Origin of the sequence: Corynebacterium ciconiae DSM 44920 (assembly GCF_030440575.1) — a bacterium.
In the GTDB taxonomy this organism is placed as follows: Bacteria; Actinomycetota; Actinomycetes; order Mycobacteriales; family Mycobacteriaceae; genus Corynebacterium; species Corynebacterium ciconiae.
This window is the reverse complement of record NZ_CP047189.1, coordinates 1,146,901-1,163,695: the sequence shown is the minus strand read 5'-3', so window position 1 is coordinate 1,163,695 and position 16,795 is coordinate 1,146,901. Positions and strand designations below refer to the sequence as shown.

Below are 16,795 nucleotides of genomic sequence, written 5' to 3'. Positions count from 1 at the left end.
CCTGCATGAACTCTCGTTTCACACCCGCCACATTCTCCGCCGCCAACCGCGCGTGGTGGGACAGCGACGCCGTGAATTATCACACCCAACACCCCGAGTACCTTTCCTCGTTTTATTGGTGCCCCGAGATGCTGCATGAGCGCGAGGCACAACTTCTCGGCGATGTCTCCGGCACCACGGTGCTCGAGCTCGGCTGCGGCTCCGCCCCCTGCGGCCGCTGGCTCGCGGAACACTTCCCCACCGCACGCATCATTGGGCTCGATCTCTCCATGGAAATGCTGCGCTGCGCACCGCTTGATCACGCCCCCTTCCGCCCCCTTCACGCCGACGCCCTCGCCCTACCGCTTCAGGACAACAGCGTGGACACAGTGTTTTCGGTGTTCGGCGCCCTGCCCTTTATTGATGACCTTTCGGCAGTATTCGCCGAGGTATCCCGCGTGCTGCGCCCGCAAGGGCGCTTCGTGTTCTCGGTTAATCACCCCATGCGGTGGATCTTCGCCGATGATCCCAGTGCCGAGGGGCTGCACGTGGCGTATTCCTATTTTGATGATGCCTACACCGAGGCCAATGAACGAGGGGAATTGGTCTACGCCGAGAGCCATCACACTCTTTCCGACTACATCAATCACTTGGTGGCCGCGGGCTTTTCGATTCGGCGCATGATCGAACCAGAATGGCCGGACAACCTCACAACGACGTGGGGGCAGTGGTCGCCCTTGCGGGGCCACGTCTTTCCCGGCACCCTCATCATTTCCGCCGCCAAAGAACCGGGGTGCATGTAGCCGGAGAGTAACGTGGCCTGCAACCCTCAAGGCTTTCCATCGAGCGCACAGCAGAAAGGACAGCAGGCTATATGGGCGGCATCGTCACCAGCTACGGCATTATCCTCGGGCTGATCGCGGTGGGGTTCATTATGGGCACCACGAAGGTCATTGCCTCCGATGAACAACGCACGGTGCTGGACCGCCTCGCCTTTTATGCCGCCCTTCCCGCTCTTTTGTTCACGGTGGTCGCCCGCTCAGAGCCGGAGCACATGCTCTCCCCCGTCTTGATTGTTACCTCAGTGGCCGCTGTGATCACGGCGCTCGTGTTCGTCGCGATCGCCCGGGCGTACGGAACGTGCAATAGGGCTGATCTGACGATCGGGGCGGCGTCGTCAAGCTATATGAACTCCAACAACATCGGTTTGCCGGTGAGCATGTATGTCTTGGGCAATGCGGCCTATGCCGCGCCGGTGGTGTTGTTTCAGGTCCTGATTTACGCCCCGATCATTCTGGCGCTTATCGATCGTTCGTCCTCTCTGGTGGTGTCAGTCCGGCACGCGGTACTCAGCCCGCTCGTACTGGGCTCAGCCGCAGGTCTGATCGTGGCGTTTAGCCACGTAGATGTTCCCGAGGCTGTTTTTCATCCCCTCGAAGTGCTGGGAGGGGCGGCGATTCCACTGATGCTGATGAGCTTTGGGGCGTCACTAACAACCGCCACCCCTTTGCGAGATCCCCACGCCCGCACCCTCACCTTCTGGGCGGTGGGGCTGAAACAGGTCGGAATGCCACTGGCCGCCCTCGCCTGCGGGCTACTTCTCGGACTCAGCCAACAGCAGCTGTTCGCCGCCATGATTCTCGCTGCGCTGCCCACCGCCCAGAACGTGTATAACTACGCATCAAACTATGGCCGCGACACTCGGATACCCCGCGATACGGGGCTGATCACTACTTTTACAGCCCTGCCGACGATGATGGTCATCGCCGCATTCCTCGGCTAAACGCTGTTGCGTAGTTAGTGCGCAGCAGCATCCCAATTCACGCCCGCGCCGGCGGAAATCTCCAGAGGAACGGACAGCTGTACTGCCTTGTCCATCTCCTCGCGCAGAATAGCCATGACAGTCTCCTTCTCTCCTGGCGCGACCTCCACTACGAGCTCATCGTGTACCTGCAGCAGTAGCCGTGAGCGCAATCGCTGGTCATTGAGCACCTGGTGCACGCGCAACATCGCAATCTTGATGATGTCGGCGGCGGTGCCTTGAATCGGGGCGTTCAGGGCAGCACGCTCGGCATTCTCCCGGGCGACGCGGTTAGTGGAGGTCAGCTCGGGCAGATAGCGGCGCCGGCCAAAGAGCGTGGCGGTATAGCTTGCATCTCGGGCAGCAACAACGACCTCGTCGAGGTAGCGCTTCACCCCACCGAAACGCTCGAAGTAGGTGGACATGATGTCCTTGGCCTCGGCGGGCGAGATGTCGAGCTGCTGCGAAAGCCCATAGGCAGACAGTCCATAAACCAATCCATAGGACATGGCCTTCACTCGGCGGCGAATCTCAGGAGTGACCTCATCCACGGGCACACCGAAGACTCGAGAACCAACAAAATTGTGCAGGTCCTCGCCGCGTCGATACGCCTCGATGAGCCCTGGGTCCTCGGAGAGATGCGCCATCACGCGCATCTCAATCTGGGAGTAGTCGGCGGTGACGAGGCACTCGTGCTCCTCGTCGACCACAAACGCCGAGCGAATTTCGCGGCCCACCTCGGTGCGCACCGGGATGTTCTGCAGGTTCGGCTCCGTCGAGGACAGCCGCCCAGTCGAGGTGACCGTTTGGTTGAAGGTGGTGTGGATACGCCCATCCGGCTGCACCGCCTTGATCAGCCCATCCAGTGTGGTTTTCATCTTCTGGTACTCGCGGTGCGCCAAAAGGTGGTCGAGGAAAGGATGCGGGTGGGTGCGGGCGAGATTTTCGATCTCCTTCGCCGCGGTGGAATAACCCGTCTTAGTTTTCTTCGTCTTCGGCATCTCGAGGGTGTCAAAGAGCACCACTTGAAGTTGCTTCGGGCTCGACAGATTCAACGTGTCATCGCCGGCGATTTCCCGTGCCGCCTGAACTTCGGCATCGACCCGCGAGATGAAGGAATCACGCTGGCGCTCAAGGCTGTCGATATCCACGGCGATACCGGTGTGCTCGACCTCGCCCAACACGCTCACCAAAGGCAGTTCGAGATCTCGATAGAGCTCAAAACTATCAATCTGCTGCAACTGCTCGGTTAGTTCCTCGGCTAGCTCCATAATCGCTACCGCCTCGGCCGCCAGCAGCTCCGATTGGCCATCGTCCAACAGGCTCATCTGCCCGCTGTTCTCGGCCTGATCGAGCTGGCGCTGCAGGTGGCGCTGGTAGATGTCTCCCAGCGCGTAGGTACGTTGCCCTGGGCGCAGCAAATAGGCGGCGATCGCCACATCATGAGCAATGCCCCGCAGCGTTAGGCCTCGGCCGCGCACCATGTGATACACGGCTTTAGCCTCGTGCAACAGCTTGGGGCTGTCTGATTCCAGCCACGCTGCCAGGGCCTGCTCATCTTCTGGGCCCAGCTCGGCTATCTCAGCCACCTGGGCGCTGCCCTCGCTATCGGCGAGCGCAAGTGTGTGCATGTCTCCGCGACCGGCTACCCCGGTACCGCGAACGGCAAGGGCGATCGGCTGGTTCTCGCGGGATGCGAGCCACTGGGCCAGCGAGCTTGACGTGTCGAGTGTTGCTTCCCGGCGCTGCTGGTGCTCCACTTCTGCCACGGCGCCATCGCTGGGCAGCGCGGCAAGAACACGCTCGCGCAGGTTCACGCCGAATTCCAAGGCGTCAAAGCGCTCGGCCACTGCGGCAGCATCGGCGGAGCGCAGCTTGAGCTCATCGGGACTGACATCCAAGGAAAGATCAGTGACCATTCCGGTGAGCTCCCGGTTCAGCTGAACTTGATCGAGCCGCTCGCGCAGATTTTCGCCCCGTTTACCGCCGATCTCATGGGCATGCTCGACCACGCCATCGAGCGAGCCGTATTTCACAATCCACTGGGCGGCGGTCTTTTCGCCCACGAGGGGGATATTGGGCAGATTATCGGAAGGATCGCCGCGCAACGCCGCAAAATCCGGATACTGCGTAGGGGTGAGCCCGTATTTTTCCTCCACCGCCGCTGGGGTGAAGCGCTTGAGATCACTCACCCCCTTCATCGGATAGAGCACCGTTGTCTGCTCGTTGACCAGCTGCAGATAGTCACGATCGCCGGTGACCAGCAGGATCTCGTACCCTTCAGGCTCTGCCGCCTTGGTGATCGTTCCTACGATGTCGTCGGCTTCGTAGTTCTCCAGCTCCATCGTGACGATATTGCAGGCCTCAAGCACCTCTTTGATCAGATCCACCTGCCCCTTGAACTCCTCTGGGGCGGCCTCTCGCTGGGCTTTGTACTCGGGGAAAAGCTCTGTGCGGAAGGTCGTTCGCCCCACATCGAAGGCGACACCGACGTGGGTGGGTTCTTCCTCTTTCATCAACGAGGAGAACATGGACATAAACCCGTACACCGCGTTCGTGTGCTGCCCGCCAGAGGTGGAAAAGTTCTCAGCGGGGAGGGCATAGAAAGCACGAAAGGCCATCGAATGGCCGTCGATAAGCATCAAGCGTGGAGTCGGATCAGTCATAGTGTCTCAGTCTAGACAGATGCTTTTCGACGCCACGATTGGCCAACCTTGACCGCGCGGATATCGCCCATCGGCGCGGCCGCTGCTGTTCATACGGAAAAGGAAAATTCTCCCAGCGCGCCGCGTGGATGCGCTGGGAGAATCTCTTCACTGTGCCCCAGGTGAGACTCGAACTCACACTGGACGGGTTTTGAATCCGTTGCCTCTGCCAATTGGGCTACTGGGGCTCGGTACAGTGAGTATAGGACACCCCGTGAATTTTAGAAAATCGCCTCACCCGTGATGGCCCTCCGACACCGATAACGCCCTTCGACCTGCCAGGTGTGTCGTTTCGCCACCCCATCGTTCCTGCCGTATAGTCGCAACAGCAGCGCCCAGCAGCGGCAAAGTATGGGTTTAGGCACACATAGTTCGTGCCCTGATCGCCGCCTGCTCCGGTTCTGCTACTCCCCGCGAACGAGACGAGAAAAGCGAGTCGCAGCACTAACTATGAGAGTCAATCCTGTCGAAATCCTCAACAATGCCTTCCGTGGCGCACTCATTGCGCTCGCAGAGCTAGTTCCCGGCGTCTCTGGCGGCACCATCGCCCTCGTCGTGGGAGTCTACGAGCGGGCCATCGCCGCCGGTGATGACATCCTTGCCGCCTGCAAAGCGCTGTTCACAGACCGCAAGGAGGCCGCCACGCGCTTCCGCAGCTTGGACTGGGCTTTACTTGTTCCCTTGGTGGGCGCAATGGCCGTCACCATCTTGCTCATGGCTGGAGTGATGTCGAGCTTCGTTGAGAATCAGCCAGAGATTTCCCGTGGTCTCTTCCTTGGCATGGTGGCTGCCTCGATTCTCGTTCCGCTGCGCATGGTCGACTCCGCTGATGCCCGCCGCAAGCGTGGGGCCGCCATCGTTGCTTTTGCCATCGCCGCCGTACTGACATTCATTGCCACCGGTACATCCTCGGCCACCCAGAGTGATCCTGCCCTGCCGGTGTACTTCTTTGCCGCCATGTTTGCGGTATGCGCCTTGGTTCTGCCGGGCGTATCCGGCTCCTTCCTACTGCTGGCACTGGGGCTCTACCAGCCCGTACTCAATGCAGTGCACGAGCGCGATCTCACGGTAATGGGCGTATTTTTCTTGGGCGCCGTCACCGGCATCGCGCTGTTTATCAAGCTGCTCAATTACCTTCTGACCCAGCACCGCACCCTCACCCTCATCACTATGAGCGGGCTGCTGCTGGGCTCGCTTCGCGCGCTGTGGCCGTGGCAAAACGACTCCGCTGATCTGCTGGCCGCACACGGCAATGTGCTCGCCGTGGTGGGCTGCGCTATCCTCGGCGCACTCATTGTTCTTGGCTTGGTATGGATGGAAACATTCACTGCTCGAAAGGCACAATCCTCTATCTAAGCTCACCCCTTCCGCGCCGCGCTCCCCTCATACGCTTCTACCCCTAGGAGCGGCTGGGAGGCGCGGCGTCTTTTTTCGCCCTATTAGGTTTATGCGCTAGGGTGAATATCATGCATAGGTTTTCAGCGCACCTGGCGACCCGCCTCAGCGCCTGCGTGTTCGCGGTGGGGCTGGCCTTCGGCGTGAGCGCGTGCGTCGTCAATGAGGAAAATGGGCACCCAGAGGGCTGGCAGGATATTCAACCGGAACCAGACCCGGACGTCGTCGCCCTCGTCCCTCCCGAGATTGCCGACACAGGCGTGATCACTCTGGCCACCAATCCTCCCTTCGCTCCTGCCGAGTTCAAGGACTCGCACGGCCAGATCATCGGTTTCGACATTGATCTGGCGCGTGCGGCCGCCGCCACCATGGGCCTCACACTCGAGGTGCGCCAACAGGATTTCAATATGATCTTGCCGGCCATTTCCTCTGGCACCATCGATTTCGGCGCCTCGGGCATGACCGACAATGAGGAACGCCGCCGCAAATACGATTTCGTGGACTATCTCACCGCCGGAATCCAGTGGGCTGCTCCCCCGGACAGCGGTATCGATCCCGACAATGCCTGTGGCCTCACTGTCGCGGTGCAGCGCGGTACTGTTTCCGAATCAGATGACGTGCCTGCTCGGTCCGAGGCCTGCGAGGCAGCTGGCAAGGAACCCATCACGATGCTCGCCTATGACGATTCGGACTCTGCAGCACTGGCGGCGGTTCTTGGTCGCGCGGACGCATTTTCTGCCGACTCACCGATCAGCGCGTGGGCGGTGGAACGCTCCGAAGGCAAGATCGAATTAATCGGAGACATCACCGACGCCGCACACTATGGCTGGCCCGTGGACAAGGGTTCTCCGCTTGCCCCAGCGCTTGCTGCCGCCTTGCAGTCGCTCATCGATTCTGGCGATTACGAGACGATCATGACCCAATGGGGCATATCCTCTGGGCTCGCTGAGAACGCCAAGATCAACGGCGCCGCCATCTAATACAGCACGCATCGCTCGGCCGCTGCCTGACTCCGCCCCGTGCATCACGCCGGCTGTCTCTCCCTCAAGGCACTCCCCGCAGCGCCACAACAACGCTTTATCTGGCTTGATTGGCTAGTTCACTTCCTGCCCCGCGATACTTTTAGGACTTTCTCATGACTCACCCCACTACTGGCGCGGACTCCCCTGCCGCCGACGCTGCCCCCATTGTGGCAAAACCCTTGCGTCACCCCGGACGCTGGGCGTTCGCCGCACTCTTGCTCATCCTCTTTGTGTGGTTCATTATCTCTGCGGCGCGCAATGAGGCCTATGGTTGGGATACCTACGCTCGCTACATCCTGGATCGCCGCATCGCGATCGCCGCCCTGCACACTTTGGCTATTACCGTGCTAGCGATGATCATCGGTGTCGTGCTCGGCGCCATTCTCGCGGTGCTGCGTATGTCGCCCAATCCCGTGATGCGTAGTATCTCCTCGATCTACTTGTGGATCTTCCGCGGCACCCCCGTGTATGTGCAGCTAGTGTTCTGGGGTCTTTTGGGCTCGATCTACTCCTCGATCGGGGTGGGTGGATTCCAGATTAATCTCGAAGACGCGCTGCGCAACGCTTTCTTTCTAGCTGTCATTGGTTTGGGGCTCAACGAGTCCGCCTACATGGCAGAGATCGTGCGCGCCGGAATCCAGTCGGTGCCCGAGGGCCAAACTGAGGCGTCGAAGGCTCTGGGCATGAGCTGGTGGCAAACGATGCGCCGGACTGTGCTGCCGCAGGCCATGCGCATCATCATTCCCCCGACGGGCAACGAGCTGATCTCCATGCTCAAAACCACCTCCTTGGTGGTCGCTATCCCCTACGCCGGTGAGCTCTATGGCCGGGCCACGGACATTTCCAATGCGATCTTCGAGCCGGTACCGCTGCTCCTGGTAGCCGCCACCTGGTATCTGCTGGTCACCTCGATTCTCATGGTGGCGCAGCACTATGTGGAGAAGCACTTTGATAAAGGCTCGAGCCGTGAACTCACCTCCCGCCAGCTTGCGGCGCTGGCCGACGCCGAAGGCGTCCCGCCGCACAATGTCACCGTCGCCACTTCGAACACCCCGAAAAGGAAGTAACTACTCATGACACTCATGGTTGACGCCCAGAAGGTAGTGAAAAACTTCGGGCAGCTAAAGGTTCTCAAAGGTATCGACATGCAGGTGGAAAAAGGAAGCGTCACCTGCCTCATCGGCCCATCGGGCTCGGGTAAGTCCACCATGCTGCGGTGCTTGAACCACCTCGAGCGCATCACCGCCGGCCGGCTCTACATCGATGGCGAGCTCATCGGCTACACCCAACGCGGCAACACTTTGTATGAGATTTCGGAAAAAGAAGCCGCCCGGCAGCGCTCGGATATCGGCATGGTGTTTCAAAACTTCAATCTCTTTCCTCACCGCACCGCGATCGAAAACATTATGGAAGCGCCCATGGTGGTCAAAGGTGTACCCGCAGCCGAGGCGAGAGCACGGGCCCAGCGGCTACTCCACGAGGTCGGGCTGGGAGCGAAGGCCGATGCCTATCCCCTGCAGCTTTCTGGGGGCCAACAACAGCGCGTCGCCATCGCCCGCGCGGTAGCGATGGATCCGAAGCTCATGCTGTTCGACGAGCCTACCTCTGCCCTCGACCCCGAGCTGGTGGGCGAAGTCCTCGGTGTCATGCGCCGCCTTGCGGAACAAGGCATGACGATGGTCGTGGTCACCCACGAGATCAACTTTGCCCGGGAAGTCGCCGATCAAGTGGTGTTCATGGCCGATGGCGTGGTGGTGGAGTCCGGCCCGCCCGAGCAGGTGATCGACAACCCGACGCAGCAGCGCACCCAAGAGTTCCTGTCCTCCATTCTCTAGGGCTACTACGCATCAGAGTTACAGGCCTCGCTGCGCGGCAATTTGCGCCCCCTGCAATCTGCAACGGTTGCCTGCCGATCAACTGTGCCCTGGGGCCGCGGCGTTTTCAGCGCTACGTGCCGACTACAAGCTGAGCACTCCGCGAATGAGCGCGGAGACCCCACCGGCGGTGGCTAAAAAGAGCGCCAGCCGGTGGGCTTTGTCGCGAGGAATGCGCGGAGCACAGCGCACACCAAGGTAGATTCCAATGAGCATCGCTACCAGCCCCACGGGCCATATCTGCACTGGGGTGCTTGCGAGACTGCCGGCGCCGAGCACCAGCTTCATGGTCAGCGACACCAAACCAGAAACGATGAAGATGGGCTGCAAGGTGGCGGCGTAGCTGCGTTGTTCCCAGCCGCTCGCCTTGGCGTACACCGTAATCGCAGGTCCAGCCACACCAGCGATGGTGTTCATGAATCCGCCCACGATTCCAGAGATCGCAGCAGGCAGCGCCCCAGACACCGGCGGCACCCAGCGTTTGCCATAGGTGACAATTCCCAGCGCGAGCAACAGTAATGCGCCCACCAGAATCATCAGCCACGCCGCCGAGACGGCACGGATGAGCAGGGCGGCGGGAATCGATCCCAGCACGAGCACCGATCCGATGATGCTAAACATGCGCCAATCCACCCACTGCCGCACGGTGGCGGTGGTGATCGCCGCATTTACCACCGCGAGCACATTAAGCACGAGAATGCCTTCGATGGGCCCGAGCAACACAGTCAGCACCGGCGCTGCGATAAGCCCTAACCCCATGCCGGATACTCGCTGCAATAGTGAGCCAAGCACCACAATGAAGAAAATAATGAACGCACTGAGCATTCATCCACAATAACTACGCACCATGGTGTGCTCGACCATGAGGTGCCGAGCGCTTATCGACGCCACCTCGACGCCTACGGCTTCTATTCTTCCGAGAGCTTGGCATTCATGGCTTGAGCCACGGGCTCGGGCAGCATGCTGGAGACATCCCCACCGTAGCGGGCGACTTCCTTGCACAATGTGGAGGAGATGTGGCCGTAGTGCTGTTCGGTGAGCAAAAAGAAGGTGTCGATCCCGCACAGCCGCTTATTCATATGGGCCATGGGGAGCTCATATTCGTAGTCAAGGGAGCTACGCAGCCCCTTGACGATCACATCGATGCCTTCGCGTTGGGTGTAGTCCACCAGCAACCCAGTCCACGTGTCCACGCTGACATTGGGCAGATGCGTAGTAGCTTCTGTGACCAACTGGGCGCGTTCCTCGGCGGTGAACATGCCATGCTTGTGCGGGTTGTGAGTGATAAGCACCACGACCTCGTCGAAGCTTGCGGCACTGCGGGTGATGATGTCGAGATGCCCGAGGGTCACCGGGTCGAAGGAGCCGGGGCATACGGCGCGGGTGGGCATGAGGCGCTTCTCCTCCTAGGCGTTGGGGGCGGCGGGCATGTCAGAGCTGTCGACCGCGCTGGCGTCGAAGACAGCCATGTCCATGCGGGCGATGCCGTAGGTGCGCTTCTTGAGTTTCTGCCCGGTCGGGGTGAAACACGCCGGCCAGTCAGTTTCTGGGGAGTCGATATGGCGCTCGATCACCACGGCCGCACCATCGCGCAGGGTCGGGATGAGGGCGCGCACCATCTCGGCGACGGCCTCATCGGCGAGATCATAAGGAGGATCGGCGATGACCATGTCGAAGAACTCGCGCGGGGCTGAGGCCAGATAGCTGGAGGCGGCGCGTTCTTCGATATGCAGATCGGCGTGCGGGATCAGTTCGGCGTTGCGGCGGATCACCGCGGCTGCGGCCGGGTTATTTTCCACAAACACCGCCCCACGGGCACCGCGAGAGACGGCTTCGAGGCCGAGGGCGCCGGAGCCGGCGAAGAGATCGAGCACCATGGTGTTGTCGAAGCCGAAGCGCACCTGCAGAGAGGAAAACAGTCCTTCTTTGGCCCGGTCACTGGTGGGGCGGGTGCCCTTGGCGGGCACGGCGAGCTTGCGGCCGCGGGCCCAGCCGGCGACGATACGAGGGGAACCCATGCTGTAGTTAAGCCTCCTTGGTGGCGGTGGTGGATGCGGTGGAGGTGGCGTCGAGAAGCTCGAGCAGCTCATCGCCGCCGAGACAATCGCCGAAATTCTCGATTGCGATCGCGCCCACTACCCCAGGCCCTGGGGCGTGCACCGCGGTTTCGAGCTTCACGGCCTCGATGATGGCGAGCTCATCTCCGGTGGCCACATGCTGGCCCGGCTCCACTGTGAAGCGCACGATGCCGGCGAAGGGGGCGAAAATCTTCATGCACCACAGCTTAACAACGCTAGGACTTCTCGATGAATTCCTGCGTGTCCTCCTCCACCTCGCTCACCAGCTGGCGGGCCCACTCCGGGTTGGTGCGCACATACTCCAGCGCATCGGCATTGGCCTGCTCGATCATGTCCCCGTCGTCGATCAAGCTCAAAAGCTTGACTCTGCGGCGGCCGCCGGACTGCTCGGTGCCCAGCACATCCCCCTCCTGCCGGGTGCGTAGATCCAGCTCAGCCAACGCGAAACCATCGGTGGTTTCCGCCACCTGCCGCAGACGCTCGAAGGAGGGGCTGGCCGCGGGCTGGGAGGTATGGAACAAACACACAGCGGGATGGCTGCCACGTCCCACGCGCCCGCGCAATTGGTGCAGCTGGGACACACCAAACTTATCGGCCTCGCGCACATACATCACGGTGGCGTTGGGCACGTCGATGCCCACCTCGATCACGGTCGTAGAAACCAGCACATCAATACCGCCGGCCGCGAAATCTCGCATCACCCGATCCTTATAGGCGGAATCCATTTTTCCGTGCAGCATACCTACTTCAAGATCGGGGAAGATCTGCGCGGACAGCTGCTCGTGCATGTCATACACCCCGCCGTCGCCCTCGATGCGCGGGCACACCACGAAGCACTGGCGGCCCTGCTCAGCCTCCTCGCGGATGCGTTCCCAGGCGCGCTGCACCCACGCCGGCTTGGACTCAGGCACCACCGAGGAGCTGATGGGCCGTCTGCCTCCCGGCAGCTCCCGCAGCATGGAGATCTCTAGGTCCCCGAAGCTCGTCATGGCGATCGTGCGCGGGATCGGGGTGGCTGTCATCACCAGCATGTGCGCGTGCTTGCCGTCGCTGCGGGCCAGCCGCAGCTTATCGCGCTGTTCCACGCCGAAACGGTGCTGCTCATCCACCACCACCAGCCCGAGGTCGAAGAAGTCTACGCCCTCCTGCAGCAGAGCGTGGGTGCCCACCACAATGTCGGCCTCGCCCGAGACGATATCCAGCAGCGCTTGGCGTTTGCTGGCGGTGGGTGCCGAGCCAGTCAGGCAGGTGATGTGAACTCCCCCCATCCCGCCCATGCCAGCCTGATCCAGCAGGGCCTGCAGGGAGCGAGTGTGTTGCACCGCGAGCACCTCGGTGGGGGCGAGCAGCACCGCTTGGCGCCCCGCATCCACCACCTGCAGCATGCCCAGCAGCGCCAGCACGGTTTTACCGGAGCCCACCTCGCCGAGAAGCAGGCGACTCATCGGCTGGGTGCGCGCCAGATCCGCACTGATCTCTGCCTGCACGGCGCGCTGGCCGGCGGTGAGTGCAAAGGGCAAGCGGTCTACCAACTGAGCGCGGCGGGATGTGGAGCTCTGCTGCTGTCCCGGCGCGCCGTGTGAACTCTCATCAGTTACCTCTGCGCTGTCAATAGGACAGCTGGGCGCTACTTTGGCCTCGTTGTCGGCGGTGCGTAGTGCCATCACGAGGGCTAGGGTGAGGGCCTCGTTGTATTTGAGTCTTTGAATGAAGGGCATGGGCCCGCGCGCATCGGGCTGGTGGATTCCGCGTAACGCTTCATCGAGGCTGGGTAGTCCGTGTGGGGCGGGTGTGCCGAGTGGATCGGGAATGGGATCGAGTGCGTCGAGGACTCGGTCGACGGCTGCCATAAACCGCCAAGAGGTGACTCCTTTGCGCATGGGGTAGACCGGCAGGTAGTCCATTGCGGCGAAGAGTTGCTGAATGGCCTCGCCGTCGCCATAGGCTTTGAGGTCGTTCATGTTGCTGACGGGCACCTCCCCAGAGTCGGGGTCTGGGAGGGTATGGAAACTGGGGTGGGTCAGCTGTGGGCGGCCGCGGTAGTACTTCACTTTGCCGGTGAAGATCGCCCGTGTTCCCACCGCGAGTTTGCTGTCGAGCCAGTGGGAGTTGAAGAAGCTGATTCCGATGAGGGTGCGCCCGTCGGAGACGCTGATGCGGGTGATGCGTTGTGGCTTTTTGCCCGGCTGTGCCGGCAGGTAGCGGGAATTGGCTTGCACAACGGTGCCGACGCAGGTGACCACGTCGCCTTCTTCGACTGATTCGGCCAGCACATCGGAGCCGTAGCGGGACCATGCCCGCGGAAAGTGCTCGAGCAGATCGGTAACGGTATAAAGCCCCAGTTTTTCTCGAATGGCTCGGGCTTCCTTCGCTGGAAGCAGCGCGGATAGTCGCCGTTCGTCTTTCCACCCCAACATGGTTTATTCCACCCCGATCTCCGCTGCGTAGTTCATTCCTTGCGCCGGATAGACGCTGAGCTCAATGTTGCGCTGCGCTAGTACCCCATTGTGTAGCGTTGCGCTGAGCTGTTCCACTCTGCTGGCGTCGCTGAGAAGCACCGTCACGAGTTCGGATTCTGGGCGCAGCAGCTCCTCGCAGGCACGTTCCACTGCTTCTTCTAGGCTGTGTGTGCGCTCACAGGTGGTGCTTGTCGACGCCGCGTTGGCCCCCATATGCGCCACGTAGTGGGAATCCTGGCTGCTGATATAGCTGGTGCGCATCGCGGAGGCGGCCTCGGACATCGCGTAGCAGTCCACCACGAGTGGTTGCCTGGGGTCGTGCACGGCTATAGCTGCCAGACCTACGACGAGCTGGCTGGTGGGCACGAGTTGGATAAATACCCCGCTGGCGTGCGCCGCCAGTTCTGTGGAGACGAGTTCTCGTTTGCTCAGCATCCCGTTGGGCAGTACCGAGACTTCCTTTGCCCCGACAGCGGAGATCGCCTCGCCGATCTTTTTCACGGTGTCCTCTCCCGCTGCGGCGGGGGCGACCACCATGGCCCCAGATGCTTCGTACAATTCGGCCAGCTCGCCGCGAGGGCACACGGCGATAATGATGCGCCGCTGCTTGCTCACCTGCACCGGTTCCGGCTCGGGCAGGGCCTCGAGGTGGAGCTGGGAGATCTCTCCCGCATGCGCGTAGGCGGTTTCGATCACCCGACCGGGTTCGTCGGAGTGGATGTGGATCCGGCCCTGATCCTGCTCGGCACGGGCCAGCACGAGGCTGTCGCCGAGGGGCTGAAGTGCGGCGTAGAGATCGTCGATGTCTGCGCCCTCGTAGCAGAACATCACTTCAAGGTAGGTGCTACTACGCATCAGAGTTCCGGCCCCGCGGTGGGGGGTGATGGTGGATAGATCCCGCACGGGCACGTCAGGGTCTATTTGTTGGGCGAGGGTTTCCAAAAGCACGACGAGGCCTGCTCCCCCAGCGTCGACCACCCCGGCCTCGCGTAGGACATCCAATTGGGAGGGGGTGGCATCAAGTGCGCGCTGGGCGGCGGCGGTGGCGGCGAGCACGACCTCGCCGAGATCGCATGAATCGGTGGCGTCGGCGGCCACGGCGGCTGCGCGCAGCACTGTAAGCACGGTGCCTTCGACTGGTTCGTTGATGGCCTCATTGACCATGGCCAGAGCGGAGTTGAGGGAGGTGCGCACCATCCGGCCGTCGATGCCACCTCCGGCTGCGGCCAGGGCTACGGCCCGAAGCACTTGGCTGAGTACCATGCCTGAGTTACCGCGGGCACCTCGCACGGATCCTTGGGCTAGGGCTGTGGCGATGTCTCTAACGTCGAGTGGCTGGGAGGAGGCGTCGATAAGCGTCTCGAGGTGGTCCAGCGCCGCCTCCATGGTGTGCGCCATGTTGGAGCCGGTATCGGAGTCTGGCACGGGAAACACGTTCAACGCGTTGATCTCCGCCCGGCGCGCCGCGAGTTGGCTGGCGGCTGCGCGGGCCCAAGAGTGGAGTTCGCTGGGGCCGAGCGTGGTGGGTGGAGCTGGAGTCATAACGACAGCCCAGTCTAGTGTTTCTGCTGCGTTTCGGGGCCGGGTTGGGGGTTCAGGCTCCAGTCGATGGGGTTGGCGCCGCGGCTGCTGAGGATCTCGTTGGCGCGGGAGAAGGGCCGCGAGCCAAAGAAGCCACGGGAGGCGGACAGCGGGGAGGGATGTGGGGAACAGACGCAGGGCGTATCGCCGAGGAAACGCTGGGTGTTTTGGGCGTCACGGCCCCACAGGATCGCCACGAGAGGGGCATCGCGTTCGGCGAGCGCGGTGATGGCGCATTCGGTGACATCTTCCCAGCCTTTGCCGCGGTGGGAGCCGGCGCGGCCGGGGCTGACGGTGAGTACCCGGTTGAACAGGGCCACTCCTTGTTCGCACCAGGCGCTCAGGTCGCCGTGCTCGGGCGGGGTGATGCCGAGATCCGAGTGGAGTTCCTTGTAGATGTTGTTCAGGCTGCGCGGGAGGGGGCGAACATCTGGCTGGACGGAGAAGGACAGCCCCATGGCATGGCCGGGAGTGGGATAGGGATCCTGGCCCACGATGAGTACCCGCACCTGATCGAAGGGATAGGTGAAGGCGCGCAAAACATCAGAGCCTGCGGGCAGGTAGCCGCGGCCGGCGGCGTTTTCGGCGCGGAGGAATTCTCCAAGCTGGTGGATGGTCTCGACGACGGGGCTGAGTACGGGTTTCCAGCTGTCATGGACGGGGAGGTCGGTGGTGTGCATCTGCAGGTGCCTTCCACGGTGTCACAGGGGGCGGGTTGGTGAAACGAAGTGGCCAAAGTGGGAACGAGGCGAGACTCAGTCCGGCTGGTGCCTATCGGCGGGTCTGCTGGAGAAGGTGCTCCAGCCGGCGGCAAAGCGGGCGGGTGTGCCGTCTACGGTGACGCTGTAGGGGGCTCGGGCGCGCACCACCTCGCCGATGACGCGGAATCCACTGGGTGCCTGGCCGGCGGTGGTGGCGATGATGGCGTGGTCTTCTCCCCCTCCAAGAACCCATTCCCAGGGGTCGCGGCCGAGAAGTTCGGCGGCGCGGCGCATCGCGGCGCTGGGTTCGATGGCGTGGCCGTAGAGATTGATGCCCACGTTCGAGTGATGGGCGATGGCCTGGCAGTCGGTGTAGAGGCTGTCCGAGGTGTCTGTCATCGCCGTTGCCCCAGTAGCGCGGGCGATCACGCCGCGTTTGGGTTGCAGCTCGGGGGCGCAGTGGGAGCGCACGAGGTGAGTGAGATCCGCTGGGATGCGCTCGGGTCCGAGCTGGGAGAGCAAGGCGAGGCCGGCGGCGGATTCGCCGATCGCTCCGGAGGCTACGACTTTCTGCCCGACGCGCGCCTTGGACAAGGTCGTGGCGGGCAGGTTTCCGCCGAGTTGACCGGTGGCGGTGATGGAGATGATGAGTTCATCGGATTCCACGAGATCGCCGCCGACGAGTTCGGCATTGTGCTTGGCGGTTTCCTCCGCTATGCCGTGGGCGAGCTCTTCGACAAAGCCCACCGGGGTGGCGGCGGGGGCACCGAGCGCCAACAGCGCGGCGACAGGCCGTGCGCCCATGGCCTCAATATCGGCGAAGTTCGCCACAATCGCTTTGCGCCCGATGTCGTGGGCGCTGGACCAGTCGAGCCGGAAGTGCCGATCGCCGACCAGCATGTCGGTAGTCACCACGGTGCGGGTGTTCGGAACGGGGTGGCCAAGTACCGCGGCGTCGTCGCCATTACGCACCGAAGGCGCGGCGCGCAGGATCGCGGCGATGGCCCCTTTTTCGCCGACATCGGCCAAGGTTGGCCCACCATAGCGGTTGGGAAAGGTCACGGGCATCGGGTACTAGGCCACCGTCCTTAGGCTGGTTCGGGTGTGATCCGCGGCGCCACAACTACCGATGCGCCCGGCGCAAGGATGCGGGACACGCCACTGTGGCGGCGCCGCACTTGATGCTATCCGATGCATGGC

The 16,795-nt window shown here is 62.2% G+C and carries 15 protein-coding genes and 1 tRNA gene; 6 read left to right on the top strand and 10 right to left on the bottom strand.

Annotation, left to right across the window (positions count from 1 at the left end):
- Positions 1-5 precede the first annotated feature (5 nt).
- Together CCICO_RS05165 and CCICO_RS05160 are read left to right on the top strand one after the other, a co-directional pair.
- Positions 6-782 (top strand): class I SAM-dependent methyltransferase, encoded by a 777-nt coding sequence (locus tag CCICO_RS05165; protein WP_018019902.1) that lies wholly within the window; start codon positions 6-8, stop codon positions 780-782.
- Between the two features lie 71 nt (positions 783-853).
- Complete coding sequence (locus CCICO_RS05160) at positions 854-1,762, top strand: AEC family transporter (protein WP_018019903.1); 909 nt, start codon at positions 854-856, stop codon at positions 1,760-1,762.
- A 14-nt stretch (positions 1,763-1,776) separates the two neighbouring features.
- Here CCICO_RS05160 and polA read toward each other — a convergent pair whose 3' ends face one another.
- Both polA and CCICO_RS05150 read right to left on the bottom strand, forming a co-directional pair.
- Positions 1,777-4,446 carry a DNA polymerase I gene (gene polA / locus CCICO_RS05155; protein WP_018019904.1) on the bottom strand — a complete coding sequence of 890 codons (2,670 nt, stop codon included), beginning with the start codon at positions 4,444-4,446 and terminating at the stop codon, positions 1,777-1,779.
- A gap of 153 nt (positions 4,447-4,599) precedes the next feature.
- Positions 4,600-4,673: transfer RNA gene (locus CCICO_RS05150), tRNA-Leu, on the bottom strand.
- 262 nt (positions 4,674-4,935) lie between these two features.
- Between CCICO_RS05150 and CCICO_RS05145 the strand changes: the two genes are divergently transcribed.
- The 4 genes from CCICO_RS05145 to CCICO_RS05130 all read left to right on the top strand — a co-directional run bounded on the left by CCICO_RS05145 (position 4,936) and on the right by CCICO_RS05130 (position 8,737).
- The gene (locus CCICO_RS05145; RefSeq protein ID WP_018019905.1) at positions 4,936-5,841 is read left to right on the top strand and encodes a DUF368 domain-containing protein; all 906 of its coding nucleotides are present in this window, start codon (positions 4,936-4,938) and stop codon (positions 5,839-5,841) included.
- Positions 5,842-5,951: 110 nt separating this feature from the next.
- Positions 5,952-6,860 (top strand): ABC transporter substrate-binding protein, encoded by a 909-nt coding sequence (locus tag CCICO_RS05140; protein ID WP_051067266.1) that lies wholly within the window; start codon positions 5,952-5,954, stop codon positions 6,858-6,860.
- A 155-nt stretch (positions 6,861-7,015) separates the two neighbouring features.
- Positions 7,016-7,969, top strand: coding sequence for an amino acid ABC transporter permease (locus CCICO_RS05135; protein ID WP_018019907.1), 954 nt, complete (start codon positions 7,016-7,018; stop codon positions 7,967-7,969).
- 6 nt (positions 7,970-7,975) lie between these two features.
- Positions 7,976-8,737, top strand: coding sequence for an amino acid ABC transporter ATP-binding protein (locus CCICO_RS05130; protein WP_018019908.1), 762 nt, complete (start codon positions 7,976-7,978; stop codon positions 8,735-8,737).
- Between the two features lie 123 nt (positions 8,738-8,860).
- Here CCICO_RS05130 and CCICO_RS05125 read toward each other — a convergent pair whose 3' ends face one another.
- From CCICO_RS05125 to CCICO_RS05090, 8 genes are all read right to left on the bottom strand, one after another.
- Positions 8,861-9,601 (bottom strand): sulfite exporter TauE/SafE family protein, encoded by a 741-nt coding sequence (locus tag CCICO_RS05125; RefSeq protein WP_018019909.1) that lies wholly within the window; start codon positions 9,599-9,601, stop codon positions 8,861-8,863.
- Positions 9,602-9,684: 83 nt separating this feature from the next.
- Positions 9,685-10,167 (bottom strand): pantetheine-phosphate adenylyltransferase, encoded by a 483-nt coding sequence (gene coaD, locus CCICO_RS05120; protein ID WP_018019910.1) that lies wholly within the window; start codon positions 10,165-10,167, stop codon positions 9,685-9,687.
- Positions 10,168-10,182: 15 nt separating this feature from the next.
- Positions 10,183-10,794, bottom strand: a complete 612-nt coding sequence (locus CCICO_RS05115; protein ID WP_018019911.1) for an RsmD family RNA methyltransferase — start codon at positions 10,792-10,794, stop codon at positions 10,183-10,185.
- Positions 10,795-10,801: 7 nt separating this feature from the next.
- Positions 10,802-11,050, bottom strand: coding sequence for a biotin/lipoyl-containing protein (locus tag CCICO_RS05110; RefSeq protein ID WP_018019912.1), 249 nt, complete (start codon positions 11,048-11,050; stop codon positions 10,802-10,804).
- A gap of 19 nt (positions 11,051-11,069) precedes the next feature.
- Positions 11,070-13,271 carry an ATP-dependent DNA helicase RecG gene (locus tag CCICO_RS05105; protein WP_018019913.1) on the bottom strand — a complete coding sequence of 734 codons (2,202 nt, stop codon included), beginning with the start codon at positions 13,269-13,271 and terminating at the stop codon, positions 11,070-11,072.
- 3 nt (positions 13,272-13,274) lie between these two features.
- On the bottom strand, positions 13,275-14,855 hold the full coding sequence (locus CCICO_RS05100) for a DAK2 domain-containing protein (protein ID WP_018019914.1): 1,581 nt from the start codon (positions 14,853-14,855) through the stop codon (positions 13,275-13,277).
- Positions 14,856-14,869: 14 nt separating this feature from the next.
- Entirely contained in the window at positions 14,870-15,574 is a 705-nt protein-coding gene (locus CCICO_RS05095; protein ID WP_018019915.1) for a uracil-DNA glycosylase, read from the bottom strand.
- A 75-nt stretch (positions 15,575-15,649) separates the two neighbouring features.
- Positions 15,650-16,663 (bottom strand): thiamine-phosphate kinase, encoded by a 1,014-nt coding sequence (locus CCICO_RS05090; RefSeq protein ID WP_018019916.1) that lies wholly within the window; start codon positions 16,661-16,663, stop codon positions 15,650-15,652.
- Positions 16,664-16,795 lie beyond the last annotated feature (132 nt).